At 57.8% G+C, this 23,501-nt stretch carries 23 protein-coding genes; 8 read left to right on the plus strand and 15 right to left on the minus strand.

Translation table 11 applies throughout. The features are described from left to right. Positions 1 to 87 precede the first annotated feature (87 nt). The 5 genes from BLT38_RS15495 to BLT38_RS15515 all read right to left on the minus strand — a co-directional run bounded on the left by BLT38_RS15495 (position 88) and on the right by BLT38_RS15515 (position 5,406). Positions 88 to 1,653 (minus strand): GMC oxidoreductase, encoded by a 1,566-nt coding sequence (locus tag BLT38_RS15495; RefSeq protein ID WP_083345992.1) that lies wholly within the window; start codon positions 1,651 to 1,653, stop codon positions 88 to 90. 29 nt (positions 1,654 to 1,682) lie between these two features. Beyond that, positions 1,683 to 2,438, minus strand: a complete 756-nt coding sequence (locus BLT38_RS15500; protein ID WP_083345993.1) for a gluconate 2-dehydrogenase subunit 3 family protein — start codon at positions 2,436 to 2,438, stop codon at positions 1,683 to 1,685. A gap of 87 nt (positions 2,439 to 2,525) precedes the next feature. Further along, positions 2,526 to 3,086: an RDD family protein gene (locus BLT38_RS15505; protein ID WP_172838301.1), complete on the minus strand. Its 561-nt coding sequence runs from the start codon at positions 3,084 to 3,086 to the stop codon at positions 2,526 to 2,528. 54 nt (positions 3,087 to 3,140) lie between these two features. Beyond that, positions 3,141 to 4,307 carry a Gfo/Idh/MocA family protein gene (locus tag BLT38_RS15510; RefSeq protein WP_083345995.1) on the minus strand — a complete coding sequence of 389 codons (1,167 nt, stop codon included), beginning with the start codon at positions 4,305 to 4,307 and terminating at the stop codon, positions 3,141 to 3,143. Between the two features lie 124 nt (positions 4,308 to 4,431). Next, positions 4,432 to 5,406, minus strand: coding sequence for an SPFH domain-containing protein (locus tag BLT38_RS15515; RefSeq protein ID WP_083345996.1), 975 nt, complete (start codon positions 5,404 to 5,406; stop codon positions 4,432 to 4,434). A 367-nt stretch (positions 5,407 to 5,773) separates the two neighbouring features. On the opposite strand from BLT38_RS15515, the gene lipA reads away from it, so the two are divergent. Beyond that, positions 5,774 to 6,724 carry a lipoyl synthase gene (lipA, locus tag BLT38_RS15525; RefSeq protein WP_083345998.1) on the plus strand — a complete coding sequence of 317 codons (951 nt, stop codon included), beginning with the start codon at positions 5,774 to 5,776 and terminating at the stop codon, positions 6,722 to 6,724. A 3-nt stretch (positions 6,725 to 6,727) separates the two neighbouring features. Here the strand turns inward: lipA and BLT38_RS15530 are convergent, their stop codons facing one another. Further along, positions 6,728 to 7,117, minus strand: a complete 390-nt coding sequence (locus tag BLT38_RS15530) for a hypothetical protein (RefSeq protein WP_156785160.1) — start codon at positions 7,115 to 7,117, stop codon at positions 6,728 to 6,730. 31 nt (positions 7,118 to 7,148) lie between these two features. Between BLT38_RS15530 and BLT38_RS15535 the strand changes: the two genes are divergently transcribed. After that, entirely contained in the window at positions 7,149 to 7,517 is a 369-nt protein-coding gene (locus tag BLT38_RS15535) for a DUF3060 domain-containing protein (RefSeq protein ID WP_083346000.1), read from the plus strand. A 13-nt stretch (positions 7,518 to 7,530) separates the two neighbouring features. On the opposite strand, the gene BLT38_RS15540 is transcribed toward BLT38_RS15535, so the two are convergent. Beyond that, positions 7,531 to 8,889 carry a dihydroorotase gene (locus tag BLT38_RS15540; RefSeq protein ID WP_083346001.1) on the minus strand — a complete coding sequence of 453 codons (1,359 nt, stop codon included), beginning with the start codon at positions 8,887 to 8,889 and terminating at the stop codon, positions 7,531 to 7,533. Continuing rightward, the gene (locus BLT38_RS15545; RefSeq protein WP_083346002.1) at positions 8,886 to 9,860 is read right to left on the minus strand and encodes an aspartate carbamoyltransferase catalytic subunit; all 975 of its coding nucleotides are present in this window, start codon (positions 9,858 to 9,860) and stop codon (positions 8,886 to 8,888) included. The genes BLT38_RS15540 and BLT38_RS15545 overlap by 4 nt, the downstream gene beginning before the upstream one ends. Before the next feature lie 227 nt (positions 9,861 to 10,087). Between BLT38_RS15545 and BLT38_RS15550 the strand changes: the two genes are divergently transcribed. Next, positions 10,088 to 10,414 carry an RcnB family protein gene (locus BLT38_RS15550; RefSeq protein ID WP_197674892.1) on the plus strand — a complete coding sequence of 109 codons (327 nt, stop codon included), beginning with the start codon at positions 10,088 to 10,090 and terminating at the stop codon, positions 10,412 to 10,414. A gap of 154 nt (positions 10,415 to 10,568) precedes the next feature. After that, a complete protein-coding gene (locus BLT38_RS15555; RefSeq protein ID WP_083346004.1) occupies positions 10,569 to 11,636 on the plus strand; it encodes a purine-nucleoside phosphorylase in 1,068 nt (355 codons plus the stop codon). Between the two features lie 73 nt (positions 11,637 to 11,709). Here BLT38_RS15555 and BLT38_RS15560 read toward each other — a convergent pair whose 3' ends face one another. The 6 genes from BLT38_RS15560 to BLT38_RS15585 all read right to left on the minus strand — a co-directional run bounded on the left by BLT38_RS15560 (position 11,710) and on the right by BLT38_RS15585 (position 16,349). Next, complete coding sequence (locus tag BLT38_RS15560) at positions 11,710 to 11,907, minus strand: hypothetical protein (protein WP_083346005.1); 198 nt, start codon at positions 11,905 to 11,907, stop codon at positions 11,710 to 11,712. 188 nt (positions 11,908 to 12,095) lie between these two features. Next, positions 12,096 to 13,235 (minus strand): N-acetyl-alpha-D-glucosaminyl L-malate synthase BshA, encoded by a 1,140-nt coding sequence (gene bshA / locus BLT38_RS15565; RefSeq protein ID WP_083346006.1) that lies wholly within the window; start codon positions 13,233 to 13,235, stop codon positions 12,096 to 12,098. 182 nt (positions 13,236 to 13,417) lie between these two features. Beyond that, a complete protein-coding gene (aqpZ, locus tag BLT38_RS15570; protein WP_083346007.1) occupies positions 13,418 to 14,164 on the minus strand; it encodes an aquaporin Z in 747 nt (248 codons plus the stop codon). 156 nt (positions 14,165 to 14,320) lie between these two features. After that, entirely contained in the window at positions 14,321 to 14,911 is a 591-nt protein-coding gene (gene pyrR / locus BLT38_RS15575; RefSeq protein WP_083347130.1) for a bifunctional pyr operon transcriptional regulator/uracil phosphoribosyltransferase PyrR, read from the minus strand. Between the two features lie 68 nt (positions 14,912 to 14,979). Continuing rightward, complete coding sequence (locus BLT38_RS15580) at positions 14,980 to 15,681, minus strand: hypothetical protein (RefSeq protein ID WP_083346008.1); 702 nt, start codon at positions 15,679 to 15,681, stop codon at positions 14,980 to 14,982. 47 nt (positions 15,682 to 15,728) lie between these two features. Continuing rightward, entirely contained in the window at positions 15,729 to 16,349 is a 621-nt protein-coding gene (locus BLT38_RS15585; RefSeq protein ID WP_083346009.1) for a hypothetical protein, read from the minus strand. Between the two features lie 431 nt (positions 16,350 to 16,780). On the opposite strand from BLT38_RS15585, the gene BLT38_RS15590 reads away from it, so the two are divergent. Both BLT38_RS15590 and BLT38_RS15595 read left to right on the plus strand, forming a co-directional pair. Further along, positions 16,781 to 17,338, plus strand: a complete 558-nt coding sequence (locus BLT38_RS15590; protein WP_231966549.1) for a MerR family transcriptional regulator — start codon at positions 16,781 to 16,783, stop codon at positions 17,336 to 17,338. 111 nt (positions 17,339 to 17,449) lie between these two features. Next, complete coding sequence (locus BLT38_RS15595; protein WP_083346010.1) at positions 17,450 to 18,781, plus strand: sugar MFS transporter; 1,332 nt, start codon at positions 17,450 to 17,452, stop codon at positions 18,779 to 18,781. A gap of 75 nt (positions 18,782 to 18,856) precedes the next feature. Here BLT38_RS15595 and BLT38_RS20805 read toward each other — a convergent pair whose 3' ends face one another. Beyond that, positions 18,857 to 19,744 (minus strand): DUF5666 domain-containing protein, encoded by an 888-nt coding sequence (locus BLT38_RS20805; RefSeq protein ID WP_197674893.1) that lies wholly within the window; start codon positions 19,742 to 19,744, stop codon positions 18,857 to 18,859. A gap of 110 nt (positions 19,745 to 19,854) precedes the next feature. On the opposite strand from BLT38_RS20805, the gene BLT38_RS15605 reads away from it, so the two are divergent. Both BLT38_RS15605 and BLT38_RS15610 read left to right on the plus strand, forming a co-directional pair. Next, positions 19,855 to 21,897, plus strand: coding sequence for a M13 family metallopeptidase (locus tag BLT38_RS15605; RefSeq protein WP_083346012.1), 2,043 nt, complete (start codon positions 19,855 to 19,857; stop codon positions 21,895 to 21,897). Between the two features lie 79 nt (positions 21,898 to 21,976). After that, positions 21,977 to 23,500: a lipopolysaccharide biosynthesis protein gene (locus tag BLT38_RS15610; protein WP_083346013.1), complete on the plus strand. Its 1,524-nt coding sequence runs from the start codon at positions 21,977 to 21,979 to the stop codon at positions 23,498 to 23,500. Position 23,501 lies beyond the last annotated feature (1 nt).

Raw genomic sequence — 23,501 nt, forward strand, 5'->3', positions numbered from 1 at the left:
TCCCCTGATGGAAACGTGCCGCTCCCGGATGGGAAGACGGCACGTCCCGTTACTGCAAGTGTACTTCTGTTTAGACGACTTTGACGCTTAGACGTTGCCCTTGCGCATCTCTTCGGCCAGATACTCCGAAGCGCGCATGGCCAGCGACAGGATCGTCATGGTCGGGTTCTGCCATCCGGCGCACACCATAACGCTGGCGTCCGAGATGAACATGTTCTTGTGGTCGTGCGTCTGGTTCCACTGGTTTACAACGCCCTTCTTCGGGTCGTCGCTCATACGGGCAGTGCCCTGCTCGTGGATGGAGTAGCCCGGAGGGTTGTACTTGTAGTTCCGCACCAGCACTTCAAAACCGGCAGCTTCAGCCATGGCAGCGGTGGTATCCACCATGTCCTTCGCCATGTTGTCTTCGTTCGTGCCGTACTTGGTGCTGATGGTCAGCGTGGGCATGCCCCATGTGTCCAGGACGGCCTTATTCAGGCTGACGTGGTTTTCATAGTGACCAAGCGTCTCACCCATGATGTTCGTGGTGAATCCGCTGCCGTTGTAGTCTTCCAGCTTCTTATCCAGAGCCGCGCCGTATTCCGGGAACCAGCGTGCGTCCATCGGGCCAGGGCTCGAGGAGACGTTCACGGCATAACCGCGCATGAAGCCAGGTGTCTTGGTTTCCAGGTTACGGAAACGCGGAATGAGAGCGCCGCCGCCGATCACGCCCGGCTTACCGCCACGCGCTTCAGGAACCGATGCCGAGATACCTGCGCCATAAATCTGATCCGACAGATGGTGTCCCAGCAAGCCGCTGGAATTCGCCAGTTCCGAGATCATCAGCAGACGTGTGGTTTCCAGCGTGCCGCAGGCCACGATGACAACGCGTGCCTTCAGCACCATCTCGCGGTGCGAGTGGCGGTCGATGAAGATAACGCCGTCCACCTTGCCCGTGCTCTTGTCCGTGGTGATCTTGCGAACAATCGCGTTGGTGATGGTGGTCAGCTTGCCGGTTGCAACTGCATCGGGAATCAACAGGTTCAGCGAAGCTGCCATGCCGTCGCGGCCGCGCGCAGAGCGAGCCTTGGTGACGGGAACGCCCATCTTCTTACCAGCGTCCACAAAACGCTGCATCGCAGGCGACCAGGGCGAATTGTCTTCGACAAAGTTGCCATCCGGATACTGCGGCAGGTTGTCGTGGTGACCGCTCACCTGGAAGATCTCTTCCACGCGGTCATAGTACGGTGCCAGATCCTTCAACGAGATCGGCCAGTTTTCGCCGAAACCGTCGTGATCCTTGCACTTGAACTCAAAGTCCGACAGACGGAAGCTCTGGCGGCCCCAGTACGGCGAACGTCCACCCAGGCTGCGTACGCGGACCCAGTTGTACTGCTGACCTGCGGGGTAGTTGTAGGGGATCACCTTTTCATCGACCCACTGGTTCGCGCTGAACTCGCTTGCCTGGAAGATGTGCGGGTGACGGCCCGGAGCGTCAAAGCCCTTATACGGAAGCTGGTTCGCCGCCTTCAGCGTGCGGTCCTTCTCCCAATCGATTGCCGGACCTGCATCCAGCATCGTTACTGCAATGCCCTTCTGCGTCAGGATCTTCGCGGCCATGCCGCCGGTGTGACCCGAACCGATAATGAGTACATCAACCTTCTTGTTTGCCATTTCGCTCTCTCGTCTCTCCGGGGAACCTGTTAGGAGTGTGCTTGCTTGGTCAGCGGCGCGGATGCCTTCGGTGCACCACTGCGCGTCACCCAGGTTTCAATGCCCGGATCCAGCGGGTGAACATACAGACCAACGCTCACGCGCTCGCCCGAAACTTCGGCAGCCTGTGCCCATGCAACGGAATTCATCGTTGCCTGGCGGATATCGCGATGCGCCAGCGCGATGAAGTTCTCGTGCTTCTCCATCGGCGGATGATCGTTGATCCAACCCTTCAGGTACGGACGGACAGCAGCGTCAGCCTGGGCCGCAGTGGCCTTTGCAAACGAGACGCCCGACTTCTTCATGCAGTCGGCGTTCAGGCGATCCAAACCGTCGTTGTACATGGCCTGGCGATCCGCCGGCGATGCGCCGATGAGGAAGTCCAGGAACTCAGGAGCGTTGGCCTGTACTGCGCCGGGGTAACCCTGCGAAGCGGGCACAAGCAGATCAGCAAAACGCGTCAGCGTGGCGTAGCGTGCTGGTGTGAAATAACGCACATCCGTAACGGCGACAATGTCCGGCTGCGAAACCGGGATATTTGGCGTCTTGAACGATGCCATCTGGCGCTGGCGCGCCTGCGCCGTACGTGCCGATGCGTTATTGGGAGCAACTGCCTGCTCGCCCTGGGTGATGGTACTGGTGTTGGGCACAGGCGTCGCCGCGTTGGGCGAAGCCTTCTGTTGGGCAAGGGCAGTAGTGGCCGCGGCCGTAACCGCTAACCCCTTAACAAATTCACGCCGTTTCATGGGCGCAATACTACGAGTTATTGATAATGCCAGTCAACGCGCCAGCAACAAAATTCAGAGAACACCGAACCCACCGGAAATATGGCGTCAAACGGCGGCCTCAGCCTCGATTTTCCGCTCCTCGCAGTCAGTCTCCGGGTGTAGCGCCGGACGCACTCGCGGCTTCTGAATGTCCACCACAATGGTCTCTGCGATACGGTCGTGGACGCACATGCGGTTGCCGTTCAGAAAGTACTGGAAGAAGCCAAAACCGCCCTCCAGCAGCGACGCACCATACCCCAGACCGCGCTCAATGGACTGCCACCAGCCGATGCTGTCATGCGTCAGCGACATGACCTTGATCTTCATCAGCCACTTGCCCGGCGTCTGGCCTTTGCCTAGCTTCAACGCGACACCGAAGTAAACAATGGACTTAATCAGCTCAGGGATCTTCTCGGTAATCTCGTTCACCAGTTCCACGCTGCTGTGTGCCTCGGGCAGGAAATGAAAGTGCCGGAAAGGCGCCTTCAATATCCCGATGATGAGGGCGTCGATCATAAACGCCCAGGCGCGGCGCTTGAAGCTGGCCAGCGGCAGGCCGTTCAGTTCGTCAAAGCGAGCCGTTTCGTGCGCGTGAAACCAGCGCTCTCCCCGCCAAAATTTCAGCATGGGTTGCATGTCTCCTGTATGTGCGTTTGCTCTATTCCACCACAGGAGAAGGCTTTAGCCCCGTTTTGACTGCCAGACGCCGCCGTTTTTATAAGCAAGATTCCCGATATGACCAGCATTCGCCGCAGCCACACCCGCCTCCACCGGCGCGTTGGGCTCCTTGCGCGACTCCAGGCACTGGAAGAAGTTCGTCATGTGGTCGATGGTGCCGTCGCGGAACGATTCTTCCTTCAGGATGGGGTTCTGCGCTCCCTTCAGACCTTCGCGCCACACCGTCATGCCGCCGCGCGTTAACTTGAGCGTGGCCTCGGTGCCGCGGAACTCGAGTCCGCCGTCGTCAATCGACGAGCTCATCATGCCCTCGTACACCACATCAAAGCCGGGATAACGGAACGCGGCCTGGATGGTGTCTGGGCAATCCCAGTTGGTAAACACGTGCTTGTCGCCAAGCATGGTGGCCATCGACGGCGCGTCGGTCTTCATGGCCCAATGCACCACGTCGATCCAGTGCGCAAACAGGTCCGTCATCGCGCCGCCGCCAAAGCTCCAGTACCAACGCCAGCGGAAGAACTTCTCCGCGTCATACGGCTGGTCCGGCGCGCCGCCGAGCCACTGCTTCCAATCAAGCTGCGCCAGGTCTACCGGCTTCGGCACCCAACTTACGGCGTAGTTTTGCCACCAGTAGGTGCGCACCTGCGGCACGCGACCCAGCGCTCCGCTCTGCACCAGTGCAACCGCATCGCGAAATTGCGACCAGCTACGCTGCTGCATGCCGCACTGCAGAATGCGCTTGCTGGAACGCACGGCCTTACGCAGTGTCTCGCCCTCTTCCATGGTGTGGTTGACGGGTTTCTCCAGATAGACGTCCTTACCCACGGCCAGGGCCGCCGTAGCCACGCGCACATGCCAGTGATCGGGCGTCGCAATGATCACCGCATCGATGTTCTTGTTGTCCGTAACTTCGCGATAGTCGTTGTGCAACGTGGCATTCACGGCGCTCGGACGCGTCTTCACCTGTTCGCGATTCGGCACATACACATCACTCACGGCAACAATCTCGAAATCAAAGCCGCTGGCTTCCGCAGCATTCAGCAAAGACTTCATGCGCCCGCCAGCGCCGATAACGCCAACTCGAAGTCGCTGGTTGGCTCCAAAAGCAGAACGCGACGCAAGGGCTGTCATGCCCGTGGCAAGCAGAAAGGTACGGCGGCTGGATTGCATGAAGCGTGTCTCCGAATGGCAGGTTATTCGCGGGGACAGGAGAACATGGGAGATTGAGTGCAGGCAAGCGTTGACCGGAGAAAAGAGAGCGGCGACCCAATATGGGCCGCCGCTCTGACTGTTGTTATCGTGCGCCGGGCAGTTGCAGCATCATGGCGCTGCTGCCCGCTGTTTCTACGCTGGGCAACTGACCGTTCCAGCGATCAATCAGTGCACGCTGGTTTTCCAACGTACGCAGTTGCAGCAATTGCGGCGTTAGGCTGCTCTGACGAATGCGATTCGCCTCGGCTTCACCCTGCGCACGAGTTACGCCGCTCTTGGCTTCACCCTCAGCCTCAGCCACCTGCTTGGCAGCTTCTGCCTGCGTCTTGGCCAGTTCGTTGCGAGCGCGTTCCGCATCCTGAATCGCCTGCGCCTTTGCCGTAATGGCTTGTGCAATCACCTGAGGAACACGCGGCGCGCCGATAAAGCCGAACTGCTGAATCTCCACGCCCACCGGGTCCATTTGCTCCTGGACACGGCGTTGTACCTGCGTCAGGAAGGCCGTCTTCTGCTCACCGTAAATCTGCTCCACGGTGTATGTGGAAGCAATTTCATTCAGCGAGTTACGCACCACGTCGCGAAGAATACCGCGCGTGAACTGATCCAGATCGGTAACGCGATACTTCACATAGAAGTCGGGCACACGCTTCGGCTCAATGGAGTAGCTGAGACTTACATCCGAATAAATCTCCATGCCTTCCTTCGAGTTGAAGCTCATCTGCTCATTCACTGCACGTCCTTCATTCGTGTCCTGCGTCCACTTCACGGTCTGCACAAACGTTGGGAACTCCACAATCTGCGACCGCAGCGGCGAGTAAAACACCCAGCCGGTACGAATCGGAATCTCGGAAGCGCCACGTTGCGAACCACTCAGCACCACCTCGACACCCACGTGGCCCGCGCCAATACGGTCGATGGACACGATGTAGTTGAAGAAGATGGAAACGCCGATCACGGCAACAAGCAGCAGGCCACCAATACGGAGTGCCAGTTTTATGCGGTCTTCTGAATTGCCGATGTTTTTCTTGTCGTTAAAAGCCTCACCAAAGAGAGTCATTGTGTACTCCTCCTCCAGAGGAGCCGAACCACGGTTATGAAACCGATCACCGAGATGGCAAGCAGGGCTTCGCCCCCATAGAGGGCTGTGTCACTTGGTTTGTTCATCAGGGAGAACGCGGTCACCATCAACTTGTAAAAAAGGACGGCGAACAAAAGCGTCAGAACGGGTTTTCGATACTGCATCGTACGTCGCCTGGCCGGGTGTTTCTCAAGGCCTAACAACGTAGTTAGAGTAACGCTGTAACACGGACTCAGTAAGTGGTCGAAAGTGCTATTTACTGCCCATAAAACAGGCGTATCATCAATACAGTAAGAGTTTCCTAAACAGAAACCACATGCGTCGCCAGGCGCAAAACCAGCGGGGAATGCCGCCTCTTTCCAACGGGTCTACAATAGACATTGTGACGCCTGTAGCCGCATCGGAACTGATCCAGATTGATCTCTCCCCGAAGAAGCCCACGCCCAAGCCGGAGTGGCTGAAAGCGCGTGCGCCCATGGGCGAGACCTTCCATGCGCTGAAGAAGCTCACACGCGAGCAGGGGCTGCACACTGTCTGCGAAAGCGCCCACTGCCCCAACATTGGCGAGTGCTGGAACCACAAGACCGCCACGTTCATGATGCTGGGCAATAGCTGCACGCGCCGCTGCGGTTTCTGCGCGGTGCCCAGCGGCAAGCCTGAGCCGATTGATCACGATGAGCCACGCCGCGTGGCCTACGCCGTTGCAACGCTTGGGCTGCAGCATGCCGTCATCACCAGCGTGAATCGCGACGATGACAATGTTGGCGCTGCGACAGCCTTCGTCAACGTGATCCACGAGATTCGCAAGCAGGCACCGGGATGCCAGGTGGAGATTCTGACGCCGGACTTCCAGGGCACGGAAGAGGCGATTCGCCTTGTTGTTGCTGCCGGTCCTGAGATCCTGAATCACAACATTGAGACTGTGCCGCGGCTATATCGCGTGGCCAAATCCGGTGGACGCTACGAGCGCAGCATCGGCTATCTGCGGCTTGCAAAAGAGCTGAATCCGAAGCAGGTCACCAAGACTGGCATCATCGTTGGCATGGGTGAAGAGACGCACGAGCTGCTCGACGTCTTCCGCGATCTGGCTGCTATCAAGGTCGACATCCTGACCATCGGCCAGTATCTGCGTCCGTCGAAAGACCACATTCCCATGAAGCGTTACTACACGCCGCAGGAATTCGAGTTCCTGAAGGAAGAAGCGCTACGCATGGGATTCAAGCATGTGGAGAGCGGACCGCTGGTGCGTTCCAGCTATCACGCTCACGAGCAGGCTCAGTCCACCGGACTGAAGTAAACCTCAGAGACAATCCACCGGCATCTTTTGCAGGCTCACGTCACGCTTGCCCTCGTGAACACGCACGCTGACCGCCACGTTCACATCGACGGCGCTGCAGTACCACGGGCCATTTTCGCGACGGATGCGGAACAGGTACTGCGTCTCGTTGCTTGCCAGCATCATCACAGCGCCTCGCTGTTCGGCACGTTGACGCAACGTGTCATCGGAAGCAGATTCAAACTCCGCACGAAAGTTCGTCAGAATCTCTTTGTCCTGCTGCAGAGCGCGGTGCGTACGATGCATCGCCATCGCCGCTGACACCAGCACAGCCAGCCCACACAGCATCACGAAACAGCCAATTACACGGCTAAACACTCTCCGGGCATCGCGAGGACGGGTTACTCTGCTCATACCTTCTGCACCTTCTTATGAGGAAGCCTATATGAAGCCCTTCGCCGTCGCTGTGATGACCGTCACCTTCTCCGCATCCCTGCTTGCACAGCGCCAGGTCGCTCCCCACGACTTCGACCAGCCCGGCGAGCACGACACCGTAATTGCGGGCAATCAGCAGAAGCAAAGCTTGACGTGTGCGAGCGGCGCTGCCGTGTATGTGGAAGGCCAGGAGAACGAAGTGCAGGTGCACGGCCGCTGCCGCTTCGTGCGCGTGCAGGGAAACAAGAACCATGTGTGGGTGGATCAGTTCACCACGGTGCCCGTGGAAGGCAACGACAACGTTGTCTTCGTCAGCGATCCGGAAACGCGCTACAGCAGCCGCGGAAACAACAACCGCTTCGAGAAGGCAAAGCACTGAAGCACCGCGCAGCTTATGCGCGGTACTTTACTTCGCCCTTCACGAGGGTGAACTTCACTTTGCCCAGCATCGGTGCGCCGTCGAACGGTGTGTTGCGCGACTTCGATCGCGTCATGCGTACGTCGTAAGTCCACTCCGCCGCTGCATCGAACACCATCACATCAGCAAATGCGCCGGTTTGTATGCGGCCTACATCGTGGCCCAGCCTGCGCAGATGCAGCTTCTCTGCGGGCGCAGAGGTCATCAGAGCAAGAACATCAATCAGCGGCATGCCGTGTTCACGATTCAGAATACGCAGCGATGCGCCCAGCGATGTTTCGAGACCAGTGATGCCATTGGGCGCGCGCTCAAACTCCACGTTCTTCTCGTGGTGCGCATGGGGCGCGTGATCCGTGGCGATGATGTCCACTGTTCCATCAAGCACTGCAGCGATACACGCATCCACCTCTGCACGCGAACGCAGCGGCGGGTTCATCTTGAAGTGCGTGTCATAACGACGCGACCCCTGCGCAGGATCGCCCGCAATCGCTTCATCCGTAAACGCAATGTGATGCGGCGCTACTTCACACGTCACATGCAAGCCGCGTGACTTCGCATCGCGAATGGCTGCAAGCGCCTTCGCCGTGGAAACATGCTGTACATGCAGATGCGGACGCAGCCGCGCCTCGCGTTCAATCTCTTCCAACAGGCGAATGTCACGCTCCACAATGGAGGACTCAGCCTCAATGGGCATGCCACGCAGTCCCAGACGAAACGCCACAGGGCCAAAATTCATGCTGGCGCCCACGGTCATGCGCGTGTCTTCCGCATGCTGCGAGATAGGCAAGCCAAGCCTTGCTGCTTCCAGCAACGCCTTCTTCATCACCTCATCGGCAAGCACTGGTTTGCCATCGTCGGTGAAGCCAACCGCACCCGCTTCCGCCAGAGCAGCATAGTCCGTAAGCTCGCCGCCCATGCTTCCAACTGTTGCGGCGGGCATGGCCAGCACGCGTGCGGAAGGATCGCGCTGCACGCTCTGCACAAACTCCAGCAGCGCAACGGAATCCGTTACAGGCGTGGTGTTTGGCATGGCTACAACCGTAGTCACACCGCCCGCCACGGCAGCCTGCGTTCCGGTTGCAATGGTTTCCTTATGCGTCTGCCCGGGCTCACGCAGATGTACATGCGCATCAATGATGCCCGGCGCCACGATGCATCCAGTGCAATCGAGAACCTCAGCGCGCATGTTCTTCGCAAGAGCATCCAGTTCACCGGACTGCGTTGTGAAGTCCACTTCACGGATGATGCCGTTCTCCACCAAAACATCAGCAAAGTCGTTACAACCACTCGCAGGATCAATTACGCGTCCACCGCGCAGAAGAATGGCGCTCATGCGTTTGTCTCCCCCAGCAGCGCGCGATGCAACAGTGCCATGCGCACGGCAAGACCATGCGCCACCTGCTCTTCAATCGCCGACTGCGGTCCATCTGCCGCAGCAGAATCAATCTCCAATCCACGCACCATGGGGCCGGGATGCATCACCAACGCCTTTGGCGCATGCGCGCGCAGACGCTGTTCGTTCAACTGATATCCAGCGATGTACTCAGCGGAATCAATGTCCAATCCTGCAAGACGTTCGCGCTGAATGCGCAGCATCATTGCCACATCCGCCTGCTGCAATGCCTTTTCAAAATCGCGCTCAATCTCAACGCCATGCGATAGATCCAGCGCTTCCTTCGGACACAACTCTGGCGGTCCGCAGAAGATCACACGCGCGCCCAGCTTGGGCAGCAGAATCGCATTCGAACGCGCTACACGCGAGTGACGGATATCGCCGGTAATCACAACCGTCTTTCCCGCCATCGTCGTCGGCGTAAGCTGCTGCGACAAGCCAAGCCGCACCAACATCGTGCGAAGATCCAGCAACGCCTGCGAAGGATGCTCGTGCATGCCATCACCCGCATTCAACACTGGCAAGCCTGTCGAACGTGCCAGCACCTCAGGCGCGCCGGAATAATTCGAACGCAGGATGATGCACTCCGCGCCCAACGCACGCAGCGTCACACCGGTATCGTGCAGGCTTTCGCCCTTTTCAATGGACGAGGACTTATCGCTCACCAGCGTCGTCATAGCGCCCAGCGACTTCGCAGCCAGCTCAAAGCTGGTGCGCGTTCGCGTGGACGACTCGTAAAACAACAGGGCTACCTTGCGTCCATCCAGATGTTTCACACGCTCGCGATGCGGTTCGGCAACCAGCCGGTTCGTCAGCGCCAGCAGGCGGGTAATGCCGTCGAGTGAAATGTCATGAATAGAGGTAAGTGAGCCAGGATGGGACGCTGTCGGGTTGGCAGCTGTAGTGCTCATGGGTTCCTTGCGATGTTAGCAGCCCAAAGCCCGCAGTGTCCTCTTCTGGCGCAGCTTTGCCAGCAGATACCAGACAACCTATACCGCGGCTGCGATTCTTTTCGAAATCCTCATCGGCCCACAACATCCCGCAGCTGCAACACAGTGTCTAAACGGTCTGTGTCGGCGGTGCACAATGTTCGCCCGCAGGACGAGAACGAAGGAGTACAGAAAAAATGAAGACCAACATGACCAGGTTTGCAGGTGTAGTTCTGACATGCGCTATGGCGTTGCCCGCAGCATCGGCTTTTGCTCAGCACTACGACGATCACCGCGATGATCATGGGCATCCTCCTCCGCCGCCCCACGGATATGTCCGCCACGATAACTGGCACAAGGGATATCGCATGCCTCCCAATGACTGGAATCGCGGCCGCCGCGTCGACTACCGCAGCTATCACTTGTCTGCGCCACCGCGTGGTTATGAGTGGCGCGAAGTGGATGGCAATTACGTGATGGCTGCCGTAGCAACCGGCATCATCGCTTCGGCGATTGTGGCTTCCACCGCTCGCTAATCCTCACAGCAAAGCAAGCAAAGGGTGAGTGGCATCCGTGCCACTCACCCTTTGTCTTGCTAAATACTTGAGCTGCAATGAGGATGCTGTCGGCTAGCAACACGATACCGCGTGTGGCTCTTTGCGAGTACGGCAGTTGTGTTCTCCTGAATGTATGCGTCTCCGCCAGTTTTTCAGCCTGCTGCCGCTCTTGTGCAGCGTCGCAGCGTCCTCACAACAGCCCGTCCTGCGGCCAAAGGTCGTCATCGTTAGTTACTTCGAAGTGGGTAACGACACCGGCGATCGTCCCGGTGAATTACAGCTTTGGGTGGAACGCGATCATCTCGATCGGGTGATTGAAGTCCCCGGTATGACACGCGCAGTCCGCGCAAACGCTGACGGAACAGAGATTGCCGTCGCGGTCGGCCCTGGCAACATTAGGCCCGGCGTGAATCTGATGGCCTTGGGCAGCGATCCCCGCTTCGATCTACGTCAGGCGCACTGGCTCTTGAATGGCATCGCAGGCATCTCGCCCGCTGACGGCACCATTGGCGATGCAGTGTGGACAGACTTCATCATCAACGGCGATTTGGCCAAAGAAATTGACCCGCGTGAATCACCCAAGAACTGGCCGGATGGCTTCCTTTCTCTCGACGGTGTCACGCAGTCCGATCCCAAAGGCGGCGCGAATTGGGAAGATGACGTCCGCACATGGAAGGGTGCGGACGCGCACACGAACCGGCGCGGCAATGTGATCCGCATGAACACGACGCTCATGCAGTGGGCCTACACGCTGACACGCGATGCAAAGCTTCCCGAAGACGACGCCATGCGCAAACTACGTCTTCAATACAAGGGATTTGCAGGCACAGCACGCGAACCCAAAGTGATTACCGGCGCGAACATGGCCACGGAGATTTTCTGGCATGGCGCAAAGATGGACGCGTGGGCACATCGCTGGGTGCAGTTTGAGACAGACGGCGTGGCGCACCTGGGCACAACCGCGATGAACGACACGGGTTCCATGCTGGCGTTATGGTCGCTGACGCAGCAGGGTAAAGCGGATTGGAACCGCGCTCTGCTTCTGCGCACAGCCAGCAACTTCGACATGCCCGCTCCGGGCGTAACGGCAGCCGATAATCTTGCGAGCGAAAAACACGGCGCGTACACCGGCTATCTACCGGCACTCGAAGCGGCCTACACAGTAGGTCATCGAGTCGTTACCGAATGGATGAAGATGTAAGTGTCTGCAGCCAGATACACGACGACTTAGTAACTGAGAGTGCTAAGTTGTTACCGCAGCGCCCGGATATCTACTAGGCTGCGCGCTGCTGCTGTGCGATTTCCTGCACTTTCACGTTAGCCTTTACCAGCGCAGCATAGGCTTCGCGCATAAGGGGGTTATTACCTGGAACGTGCACTAAGCCGTGCGGCGTCAGTACCGAATAACCGCCATCGCTTCCCTTACTCCCAATTACCATGATGACTTCTTCAAGTGCCTTAATGCCCGACATAAATTACCTCCTATTTCGCGGAGGATAGTAGCACATCATGAAATTCCGGAAATACTGGTAATTCGAGATAGTTTCGATCGTCCGCGCTCTATATCTTCTTGCAACTCCCGGACCGCGTAGGTACCCACACTACTCACTTTCGCAGTGTCAATAATCTATAAAGAGCCTGAACATTTTTCGGGATACGCTCAGCTGACCTCGTTCAACACCTGTTCGTAATAGCGCTCGTACATGGGAATGATCCGGCTGGTGCAGAACTTGTCCTGCGCTGTCTTACGTGCGGCTGCCGCCATTGCTTGCTGACGAGGCTCGTTCGACAATATCTCAATCGCTCCGGCAGCCATCGCCTTTACATCACCCACGGCAAACAGCAATCCGTTCACACCGTCTTCCACCAGTTCCGGCACGCCGCCCACACGCGTAGCGATGCACGGCACGCGACACGCCATACCCTCCAGCGCAGCCAGGCCAAAGCTTTCCATCTCTGACGGCATCAGCATCAGGTCACCAAGCAACAACAAGTCCTGCACACTGTCCTGCTTGCCTAAAAAGTGAATGCGATCCTGGATGCCGTAACGTAATGCCAACGATTCCGCGATGCTGCGATCGGGCCCGTCGCCAATCAACATCAGCCGCGACGGCACTTCGCGCACCACACGCGCAAACACTTCCACCACATCGCCCACACGCTTCACGCGACGAAAGTTTGAAAGATGAATCAGAATCTTCTCGTCCGGTTTCGCATAACGAGGACGCAGTGCACGACGCTTTTCATCGTCCGGCTTGTAAACATCGCAATTTACAAAATTGCGAATCACTTCGATCTCCTTCTGCACTCCGAAAGAACGCACAGTAGTCTCTTTCAGGTCCGCGGAGATCGAAGTCACACCGTCGCTTTCCTCAATACCGAATTTCGTAATGGGAAGATAACCAGGGTCCTGCCCCACAAGCGTGATGTCTGTACCGTGCAATGTGGTGATGAACGGCAAACGGATGCCGCGTACAGCCAGCATCTGCCGCGCCAGCAGCGCGCTTACGCTGTGCGGAATGGCGTAGTGAACATGCAGCAGATCCAGCCCGTAAAACTCCGCCACCTCTGCCATGCGACTCGCCAGCGCAAGATCATACGGCGGGTATTGAAACAACGGATAGCTCGTAACCGCCACCTCGTGGAAGAAGATGCCTTCCTCGCGTCCCGTCAGGCGAAAGGGCTGCTGATAGGTGATGAAGTGCACCTGGTGGCCACGCGCCGCCAGTTCAATACCAAGCTCCGTGGCAACGACGCCACTGCCGCCATACGTGGGATAGCAGGTGATACCAATCTTCATCGTTCACCGCCGTTGCCACATGCCGTTGCCACAAATACCGCTGTCATCTCTGTCATAAGAACAAACCCGCTTGTCGCGGAGCAAATGTCCTCATCTGATTCGCACAATCGCATTCCAGATGCAAAAGAGGGCACGACGTTATGTCATGCCCTCTTTCCATGATTCGTTCTCAACGCAATTGTTTAGCGGACGTTAGCAACATCCTGTTCCGTGGCTGAGAACACAGGCGTTTCCTTGTACTCGCTGAACAGCAATTCGTAGATAAAACCGCCGACCAAACCACCAATCAGCGGCGCCACCCAGAAAAGCCACACCTGTTGCAACGCCCATCCGCCAACAAACACGGCAGGTCCAAGGCTGCGAGCGGGGTTTACTGAAGTGTTGGTCACCGGAATGGAGATCAGGTGAATCAACGTCAGTCCAAGTCCAATGGCAATCGGCGCAAAGCCGTTGGGAACCCGCTTGTCTGTAGAACCCATGATGATGAGTAGGAAAAACGCCGTCAGCACAATCTCAATCACCATGCAGGCCATCATCGAATATCCGCCCGGAGAGTGGAGACCATAACCGTTGGAAGCAAATCCGCCTTCCAGGCTGAAACCAGCCTTGCCGCTGGCAATGACATACAGCACGCCTGCGGCAGCGACTGCACCAATTACCTGAGCCACCCAATACGGGATGACATCCTTTGCCGGAAAGCGCTTACCGGCGCATAGGCCCAGCGTTACGGCCGGATTGAAATGGCCACCAGAAATGTGGCCCAACGTATAAGCCATGGTGAGAACGGTGAGGCCGAAAGCCAGCGCCACACCTGCAAAGCCGATGCCCAGCGATGGAAACGCAGCCGCCAGCACTGCGCTGCCACATCCACCAAACACCAACCAGAACGTTCCGAAAAACTCTGCAATACAGCGTTTGCCAAGGGGCATGAAAAGTCTCCTCCTGAGAGAATCCCGGCCCGACAGAACGGCTAGAGCCGAGACGAAGACTTTCTACGCCTGCACGGTGAATTTTGCATCTGTATTTTTTGACAGAAACGAAAAACCGGCCAAATGGCCGGTCTCCATCGTTCGTATCGCTGCAAGTTAATCCAGGCGCTCCACCAGCAGCACCTGATCATTGCCGTCCACCTCGCGCAACTTCACTTCAATGATCTCTTTGGACGAAGTGGGCACAACGCGACCAATAAACTGCGCTTCAATCGGCAGCTCGCGATGACCGCGATCAATCAGCACCAGCAAACGCACTGATCGGGGACGTCCATGATCAAACAACGCATCCAGCGCAGCGCGAATGGTGCGTCCGGTATACAGAACGTCGTCCAGCAGGACAATGTCGCGGCCTTCAATGTCGAAGCCGATCTCGCCCTTTTCCACGATTGGCTTATTGCCTGCGGTGGACAAGTCATCGCGATAGAAGGAGATGTCCAACACGCCAGTCTGCACCGGCTGCTTCTCAATCCCCTCAATGATCTTGGCAATGCGCTCAGCCAGCGGAATGCCGCGGCGCTTGATGCCAACCAGCCCAAGGTTGCTGCTTCCCTCCTGCTTTTCCACGATCTGGTGCGCCAGGCGTACCAGCGTACGGTCGATCTCCGAGGCCGACATGAGGCGGCCTTTCTCACGGATGTTGGCTTTGGAGGCAGTGGTTTCGGGCGTGGTGGTTGCGTCGCTCATCGTGCCGTGATGATAGAAGGCGACGAAGCGCGGAGCAAGCGCCCCACGCAACCGGGGGTTATCGCTTGTTACTGTGTCAGGCGTTGGCGACGCGAACGCAGAAGCGCCCCGGCCAACCAGCCGCAAACTGTTCCGGTCATCACCAGAAGCAGGATGCTGAATACATGTCCCATCAGAAACGATCCCGCCAGAAACTCCGGCGAACGGATAAACCCGATCAGTTCCGGCGGTTGCGGACCGGCTTCCTGCATGCGGACCATCATGGAATCGAAACCCTGCTGCAGGGCGTTATCCATTGCGGTGGAATGGTAGTGGTAGCGCAACGTAAACCCGACCGCGCCCGTAAGAAACGCGATCCACGCGCCCACCATTAGGCCCAGCGTGGCGCCAAGTCGACCACCAATCACCGGTGAGATTTCGCGTCGCGGACGGCTGCGGTGGTACAGAGTGACGGCAGCCACCGTAAGCAGTGGCATGGCCAGCAGTGACAAGCCGCCTGCTGATCCAGTGGAGACCGCCCCCGGCAGAAGACTCGGTGCAATGGCGCCTACGGCAGCCACCACGGCCACCATGCGCAGGCCGGTTCCCCAATCCAAACGAGGATGATCGATCCGCTTCTCAGGTTCAACGTCGCCAGACGCCGGTGCCACTGGGATCACAGCCTCAGAAGCCACACGCAATTGCGGCAGACCACAGACAGCGCAAAACGCCGCCGTATCACCATCGACTATCGGTAATGCGGCTCCGCAGCGCGCACAGTGTTCCGTCATATACCAAGGCTATCGCGTTTCAGAGGCTGTGTCCGGCAATCACGAAGTTAGTTCGCCTGCTTCGAATCCTCGTTGTCGGAAGGCAGTTCCAGCGCGACCAAAGCAAACCTTGTACGGCCATCCTTCATTTCATATCCCACAATGTGCTGACGCGACTTCGATCCAGCCTTCAGTTCAACCTCGTTGCTGTCGAACTTGATCGCCTTCTTCTTATCGTCGCTCACGGAGATGTGATTGTCGTTATCGCAGGTAAGTCCCTGGGCTGTGTGCGAAGCCGAACCGTTCACCGGCTGTTTGCCCTGGCACTCAATCACGTCACCGTACTGCGCCAGCGCCTTCTGATAAAAGGCGCGTACCTTATCCGGGCTGTCGGTAGACGTGTATCCCTGTGCCAGCACACGCAGATGGAACGGGCCAAAATTCATATTCACATCTGCGGAGCTTTCGTCGTTGTCCTTCTTCTGCTCCGGCATAGCGCCTGGATAGATCGGAAGTCCCAACTTTGCGGCGACCGCAGCATTGTCCGTCTTTACGGACATACCGCCCAGCGGCGTCTGGATATCGACATTGCTTTCCTTGCCGTTCGCATCCTTTTTTGTCTGGATGAAGCAGCCAGCCAACGGGAGAAGAAGTGAAGTTGCGGCAATCAGGCGTAAACGTGCATGCATGACAGATCCTCCTCGCCACCGGAAAACACACATGTAGCGATGTGGAGAGGATACGGCGGTTTTCCGCTACCGGTTCCCTGTGAATTATGTCCACAGAAAAATTGCACCATTTTCTTGACAATCTTGATACCCTGCCCCAATATTTAGTGTGGCTGGTTAAGTCCATCCCATCCGTAGCGTTGGCATAGTAGGTTCGGGGTCTTTTCGTCAGGGAGACGACCCCAGGAGGCAAACCAACGCGGCGACCGGGAGTTTCGACTGCCCGCTGTTCCTGTCCATGAGCGAGGCCCCGCCAGTGCGGGGCCTTTTTTTTCGTTGCTTCTCCACCGCGAAAAAGGAACCACAGCCGTTCCCTGCCTTCAAAAAAGCCGCGCAAACTGCACTGCGAGAGCTACACTGTCCCCAAAACCCGGCACTCGGAGCAGGCATTTTTGGCATCTCCCCCAACAACGCGAACGGACACAAAACGGAAGCCGAAATCCGTCGCGCCCCTGCAGATTCCGGACAAACTCTACTTCCGCATTGGCGAAGTCTCCAAGCTGCTGGATCTGCCACCCTACGTTCTGCGCTTCTGGGAGACGGAGTTTCCTCAACTGAAGCCGGGCAAGGGTGGCACCGGGCAGCGACTCTATCGCCGCCGCGACGTGGAAACGCTCGCTGAAATCCGCCGGCTGCTCTACGACGAGGGCTACACCATCCCCGGCGCGCGGCAGGCCTTGAAGTCCGATGCCAAGCGTTCTGCGCCAGAGCCAGTTGCCGAAACCCCAGCCCCCAAGAAGGCGGCCGCTGAGGACACCACAGCCCTTCGGCTTCGCAAACTGCGTTCTGACCTGAATGAGATCGCCTCCCTGCTCGATCGGCCCGCTCCAGGCCAGCGCAGAACGCATGCGGCGCCTCATCGTGGACTCTCCGTTGCACCGCGTCGTCGTTCCGTATTGGAGATGCCACCACCGCTCTTTGCGCAGCCGAGCGATTCCGGCGGCGAATAGCGGCTGTCTCCGGCAAATACCGGTGCGAAAGCAACCTCGTGTGCGCTACCCTCAATAGCGACAGCCGGGCACAGAAGCGCCACGGACTTACACGAAAGAAGATCTCGCCCGATGGCCTTTAGCGCCGCCGCATCATCCGGCTCAAATCATTTCCGCCGCACACAGACCGATTACCGCGCGATGACCATCGCCACCACGCTGTTCTTCATGTGGGGATTCCTCACCTGCATGAACGACATCCTGATTCCGCACCTGAAGAGCATCTTCTCGCTCTCCATTGCTCAATCAGCGCTGATCCAGACGGCGTTCTTCGGGTCCTATTTCGTGTTCGCGCTTCCCGCGGGCAAGCTGGTGGAATATCGCGGCTACAAATACACCATGGTCACCGGCCTTGGCGTCGCGGCTGTGGGTGCGATCCTCTTCATCCCGGCAGCTCGGCTCGCGTCGTACCCGTTGTTCCTGGGCGCGCTGGTGATTCTCGCAGCGGGCATTACGGCCCTGCAGGTTTCGGCGAACCCGTTCGTCGCCAGCGTTGGCCCGGAAGAAACAGCTTCCAGCCGCTTGAACCTGTCGCAGGCGCTTAACTCCTTTGGCACCTTCATCGCACCCATCATCGGCCGCTACACCATCCTTGCGGGTGTAGGCGCGGCAACCGCCGTCGCGATTGCGAAGTTCACGCCCGACGAACTGGCCGCCTACCGCGCACAGCAGGCATCCACCATCACCACGCCGTATCTGGTGATCACCGGCATCCTGGTTCTGCTGGCAATCCTGCTGTACACCGTGCGACTCGACAACAAGGAACACCTCACCGTTGATCTGCGTCCCATCGCAGGCTTTGGCCCCGGCATCTGGAACCAGACATGGTTGTGGCTGGGCGCGTTGGGCATCTTCCTGTACGTGGGTGCCGAAGTCTCCATCGGCAGCTTCCTCATCAACTACTTCGGCGAGCCCAACATCGGTGGCCTCTCCGAAGCAGCCGCCGCCAAGTACGTCTCGTACTACTGGCTGGGCGCCATGATTGGCCGCTTTATCGGTTCAGCCATCCTGCAGAAGGTACGCACCGGCACGCTGCTGGGCATCTTCGCGATGGTGGCGTTTGTACTGGTGCTGGCCAGCGTCTTCTCCGGCGGCCACGTTGCCATGTACACCATTCTGTCGGTGGGCCTGTTCAACTCCATCATGTTCCCCAGCATCTTCACGCTGGGTCTGGCTGGACTGGGAGAACTCACCAGCAAGGGCAGCAGCCTGATGGTGCAGGCCATCGTCGGCGGCGCAATCATCCCCTACGTCTACGGCCACTTCGCCGATCACGTGGGCTACCAGAAGGCGTTTCTGATTCCCGCTGCCTGCTACGTGTACATCGCGATCTACGGCTTTGCCACCACGCGCCGCCAGATCCACACCGATCCGCTCGCAGACCTGCGGATCGACCCCGTATAAAGAACCGCAATCAACAAAAGAAGGGAGCAGCGGAATCGCTGCTCCCTTTCTCTTTGCACAAGCAGTTGAGAGTTACTACTGCGGAGGCGGAGGAAGCGCATCGCCATTGCCGCCATTTCTGCGGCCGCCCGAAGGTCCACCAGCACGTTGTTCCTGCACACGCAGATCGGTCGGCACAAACACACCGCCCTTGACCGAACCAAGGCCAACCACACTATCACCAACCTTCACATCCGCCAGTGTGATGGACTCTCCTTCAGCATTCGGCGCAGGACGATTGCCACCATTGCCGCCGCCATTTCTGCCACCCTGCCCCATACCGCCACCACCGGGGCCCATTCCCATGCCACCGCCCATGCCCATCATGCCGGTATTCAATCCAGCAGCCTGCAATGCGGCAGGGTCCATGCGGCCACCCTTGCGAAGGCTGGTCGTCTCGTCCAACGAAATCGTCTGCGACACCTTATCCGAGCGCATGATGGTCAGCTTCGTTTCGTCAATCGCGGTGATCCGCCCCACAATGTATGTCTTACCCAGGTTCGCCTTCGCCTTTGCGACATCTGCGGCGGGCACATCCATCACCATCATGGCGTGGAGTTCATGCTTGTCGGCGTCGGGCATACCCATGCTCATCACTTCGTCGCCCGGTTGAATGCCGGAGATCGCCAGCGTCTCCCGACCACGCATCACGCGGGTATTTTCCGTGGTGATGATCGTCCAGGTCGTTCCTGCTTCATCCTTTACGACAACATTGGATCCGCTGACCGATGTCACTGTGCCGCGCGTAGCGCCGCCGCGACGTCCACCCTGCCCACCGGGGCCACCCATTCCTCGGCGCATTCCCTGTCCCTGCGCATCCTGCTGCGGCTGTTGATCGCCACCGCTGGTGGCGTTCTGCCCAAAGGCAAGCGTGGACAACGTGAGGGCAGAACACAGTACCGCAGACTTCCAGAGCGTTTTCATGACGAACATCCTCTCGCATGTACAGACGCGAAGGCCATAGGAAAGACGCGGTCAGGCGCGAAAATGCCTCACACCCACGGCGGCATAGAATGTGTGCCTGGAGTACCCTCATGAAACTGTTCCGTTCGGCTGCCCTGGCAGCCCTACTCACGACCGCACTTCCCTTCGCCATCCCCGCCCAGCAACATGGCGTGAACGCCTCCGCCATCGACAAGGCCGTGAAACCCGGCGATGACTTTTACAAGTACGCCAACGGCACGTATCTCACGAAGCTGAGCATCCCCGCCGACCGCAGTTCCGTCAGCACATTCTCTGTTCTGGACGACCGCGCACAGAAACTCGTCGCCGCCATCGTTACGAATCCAGAACTACAGCACGCTCCGGCAGGCTCTGACGGCCGCAAGATCGCCGACCTCTATCGCTCCTACATGGACGAAGCAGCCATCGAAGCGCACGGCCGCACCGCACTCGACGCGCAGCTGAAACCCCTCCTTGCCATCAAGGATCGTCACGAACTCGCCGTTCAGCTTGGCCGTTCGCTGCGCAATGACGTGGACGCGTTGAACAACACGAACTATCACACGGCAAACCTCTTCGGTCTGTGGGTCGCGCCCAGCTTCAACGACCCTGACCACTACGCGCCATACCTTCTTCAAGGTGGCCTGGGGCTAAGCAGCCGCGACTACTATCTGAGCGATGCTCCGCGCATGAAGCAGGTACGCGACGCATACGGAAAGCATCTCGCTGCAGTCTTCCATCTGCTGGGCTATGAAAATGCCGACGAGCGCGCCACCGCTGTACTCGCGTTGGAAACTGCAATTGCGCAGAAGCAGGTATCGCTTGCCGACAGCGAAAACATTGAGCACGCGAACAATCCGTGGACACCGGAAGACTTTGAAAAGAAAGCACCGGGACTGGATTGGAAGACTTACTTCGCTGCTGCAGGCCTGGAACACCAGAAGACCTTCATCGTGTGGCAGCCCAGCGCATTCACAGCAGAAAGTGATCTTGTGAAATCGCAGCCCATCGCCGTGTGGAAGGACTTCCTCATTGCGCACATGGTCACGGCATACGGCTCTTATGTCTCAAAGGCATTCGCCGATGAGCGTTTCGAATTTGTGAAAGCGGTAACCGGAACAATGGCACAACGTCCGCGCCAGCAGCGCGCGGTGATGCTGGTAGATGACCGACTTGGCGACGCCGTTGGCAAGATCTACGCCGCGAAGTACTTCACGGCGGAAGACAAAGCGCGCGTGCAAACAATGGTCACCAACCTGATGACAGCGTTCCGCACACGGCTGGAAACGCTGACATGGATGGCGCCCGCCACACGTAAGGAGGCCATCGTCAAACTCGATGCACTACAGGTGAGCATTGGCTATACAGAAAAATGGCGCAGCTACGCCGCATTAGAGATCAAGCCTGACGACCTCTTCGGCAACGTGTGGCGCGCAAGCCGTTTCGAGTATGAGTACGCGCTCTCGCAAATCGGCAAGCCTACCGATCGCAAAGAATGGACGATGACACCGCAAACGGTGAACGCTGTAAATCTTCCCCTAGACAATGCGCTGAATTTCCCCGCAGCCATTCTGCAGCCACCATTCTTCGATCCTGCACGCACTGACGCTGCAAACTACGGTGCGATCGGCGCTGTAATTGGCCACGAAATTTCACACACCTTTGACAGTGAGGGCGCTGCCTTTGACAGCCAGGGACGTGTGCGCAACTGGTGGACCGAAGCCGACCTGAAACACTTCAACGATTCCACCGCAGCACTCGCAAAACAGTATGACTCCTATGCTCCCTTCCCCGATCTGCACGTCAATGGCAAGCAGACACTAGGCGAAAACATTGCAGACGTGGCCGGATTGCAAGCCGCATACGACGCCTATCGAGAATCATTGAAGGGCAAATCCGCACCAGTGGTCGATGGACTTACGGGGGATCAGCAGTTCTTCATTGCCTTTGCACAGAACTACGCAGGGCTGGAACGCGAGAACGTGTTGCGCGCACAAGTGCTTGGCGATCCGCATTCACCGGGGATGTATCGCGCAGCCACAGTGCGCAATCTGGACGCTTGGTACGACGCATTTGGTGTGAAAACCGGCGATGCGCTGTATCTGAAGCCAGAAGATCGTATCCACATCTGGTAACTTTTTTGACCGCACTGCAACAGAGGACGCTGCATGGCAGCGTCCTCTTTCTTCTGGTGCAGATAAACTAACTAGAACAATGAGATTAAAGCGCATCCTGCAATTGCTGGTGACGGCCTTCCTGGGTCAGGGATTAACCGTGCTGATGCAGCTGTTAGTTCCCCCCTTCTTCCTGAAGTTCTATGGACAGGGCGTGGAAGTCTACGGCGAATGGATCGCGCTGAGTGCCAGCGTGAACTATCTGGGCACACTCAACTATGGCGTGCAGACCTACGCCAACAACCAGATGACCATCCTGTTCACGCGCGGCGACATTCCCGGTGCGCGTGCGATTCAAGCAAGCGCCTTCCGACTGTTGCTGCTAGTGCTTGCGGTATTCATGGTGGGCGGGTTAGTCGTGTTCGTATTGCCAATCACCACGATGTTGAAGCTGAAGCATGTGGGACCATATGCCGCTTCCATGACGCTGTATCTGCTCATTTTGCAGATTGGCCTGAACATGTTCTTCAGCTTGCTGACGAATAGCTACATGGCAGTAGGTCGTCTGCATCGCGGCAATTACATCTCCAGCGCACAGCGTTTTCTTTGGATCATCAGCATGGCGGTGGGCGTAGCCATGCGTAGCTCATTCCCGATGCTCGCAGCACTGCAACTTGCCACGCTGGTGATCTTCACCGTGTACGCCTTGTTTGATCTCCGACACACAGAGCGCGTGCTCGTCCCCTCGTTGCGCGATGGCTCCTGGGCAGAAGTGGGTCGCATGCTGAAACCCAGCGGCCACTTTGGATTGATCGCCTTGGCAGGATTTCTCACCTGGCAGGGTCCAGTCCTTGTGATTCAGCGTGTCCTCGGTCCTGCCATGGTCACCCTGTTTTCACTGGTGCGCGTGGTGTTTCAGATGTCGCGACAGATTCTCTCCATGGCATCGAACGTCATCGGTCAGGACATTACGATGCTCGTCGGCAAGTCCGATTGGAGCGAACTGCGACGTCTCTACGATCTCTCGGAACGCATAGTGTTGTTCCTGATTCCAGTAGTCAGCATCGGCAGTCTCCTGATGTGTCCGCTGCTGTTTCATCTATGGCTGCACGATCGTATCGACTACCACCCATACCTCTGCATTGAGATGGCTATTATTTCCGCCGTGTTGGGCTTGAAGGAACACAAGACACAGTTCCAGTCCTCCAGCAACGAGCATGAAGAGCTGTCGACGCGGATCTTCATTGGCTACGCGATCATGCTAGCCATATCGATATTCACCATGCGTGTGTGGGGTGTAGCCGGATTTATTGTGACATGGCTGGCGTGGGAGATTCTGCAGACCGCCTATGTGGTTCATCTGAATCACAAACTCTTCCCCGATGACGCAATGATCGACAACAGTCTGCTGCGTCGCTTCATCATCTTTATCGTGGCAGCATTTGCGCTCACATCGTTCCCCGCAATCGCAGCCGCACACTGGACACTGCCTGTGTCCACCGGCGTCGCGATTGCATCCACACTGCTGCTGGCCGTGGCCGGATATGTAACCTTCCGTATGGATGAACTGCGTGTGATTCTGATGAGTCGTTTCCAGCGCAATCGCCCCACAGAGGCCGCATAAC

The sequence above is a fragment of the Terriglobus roseus genome (genome assembly GCF_900102185.1).
GTDB lineage: Bacteria > Acidobacteriota > Terriglobia > Terriglobales > Acidobacteriaceae > Terriglobus > Terriglobus roseus_A.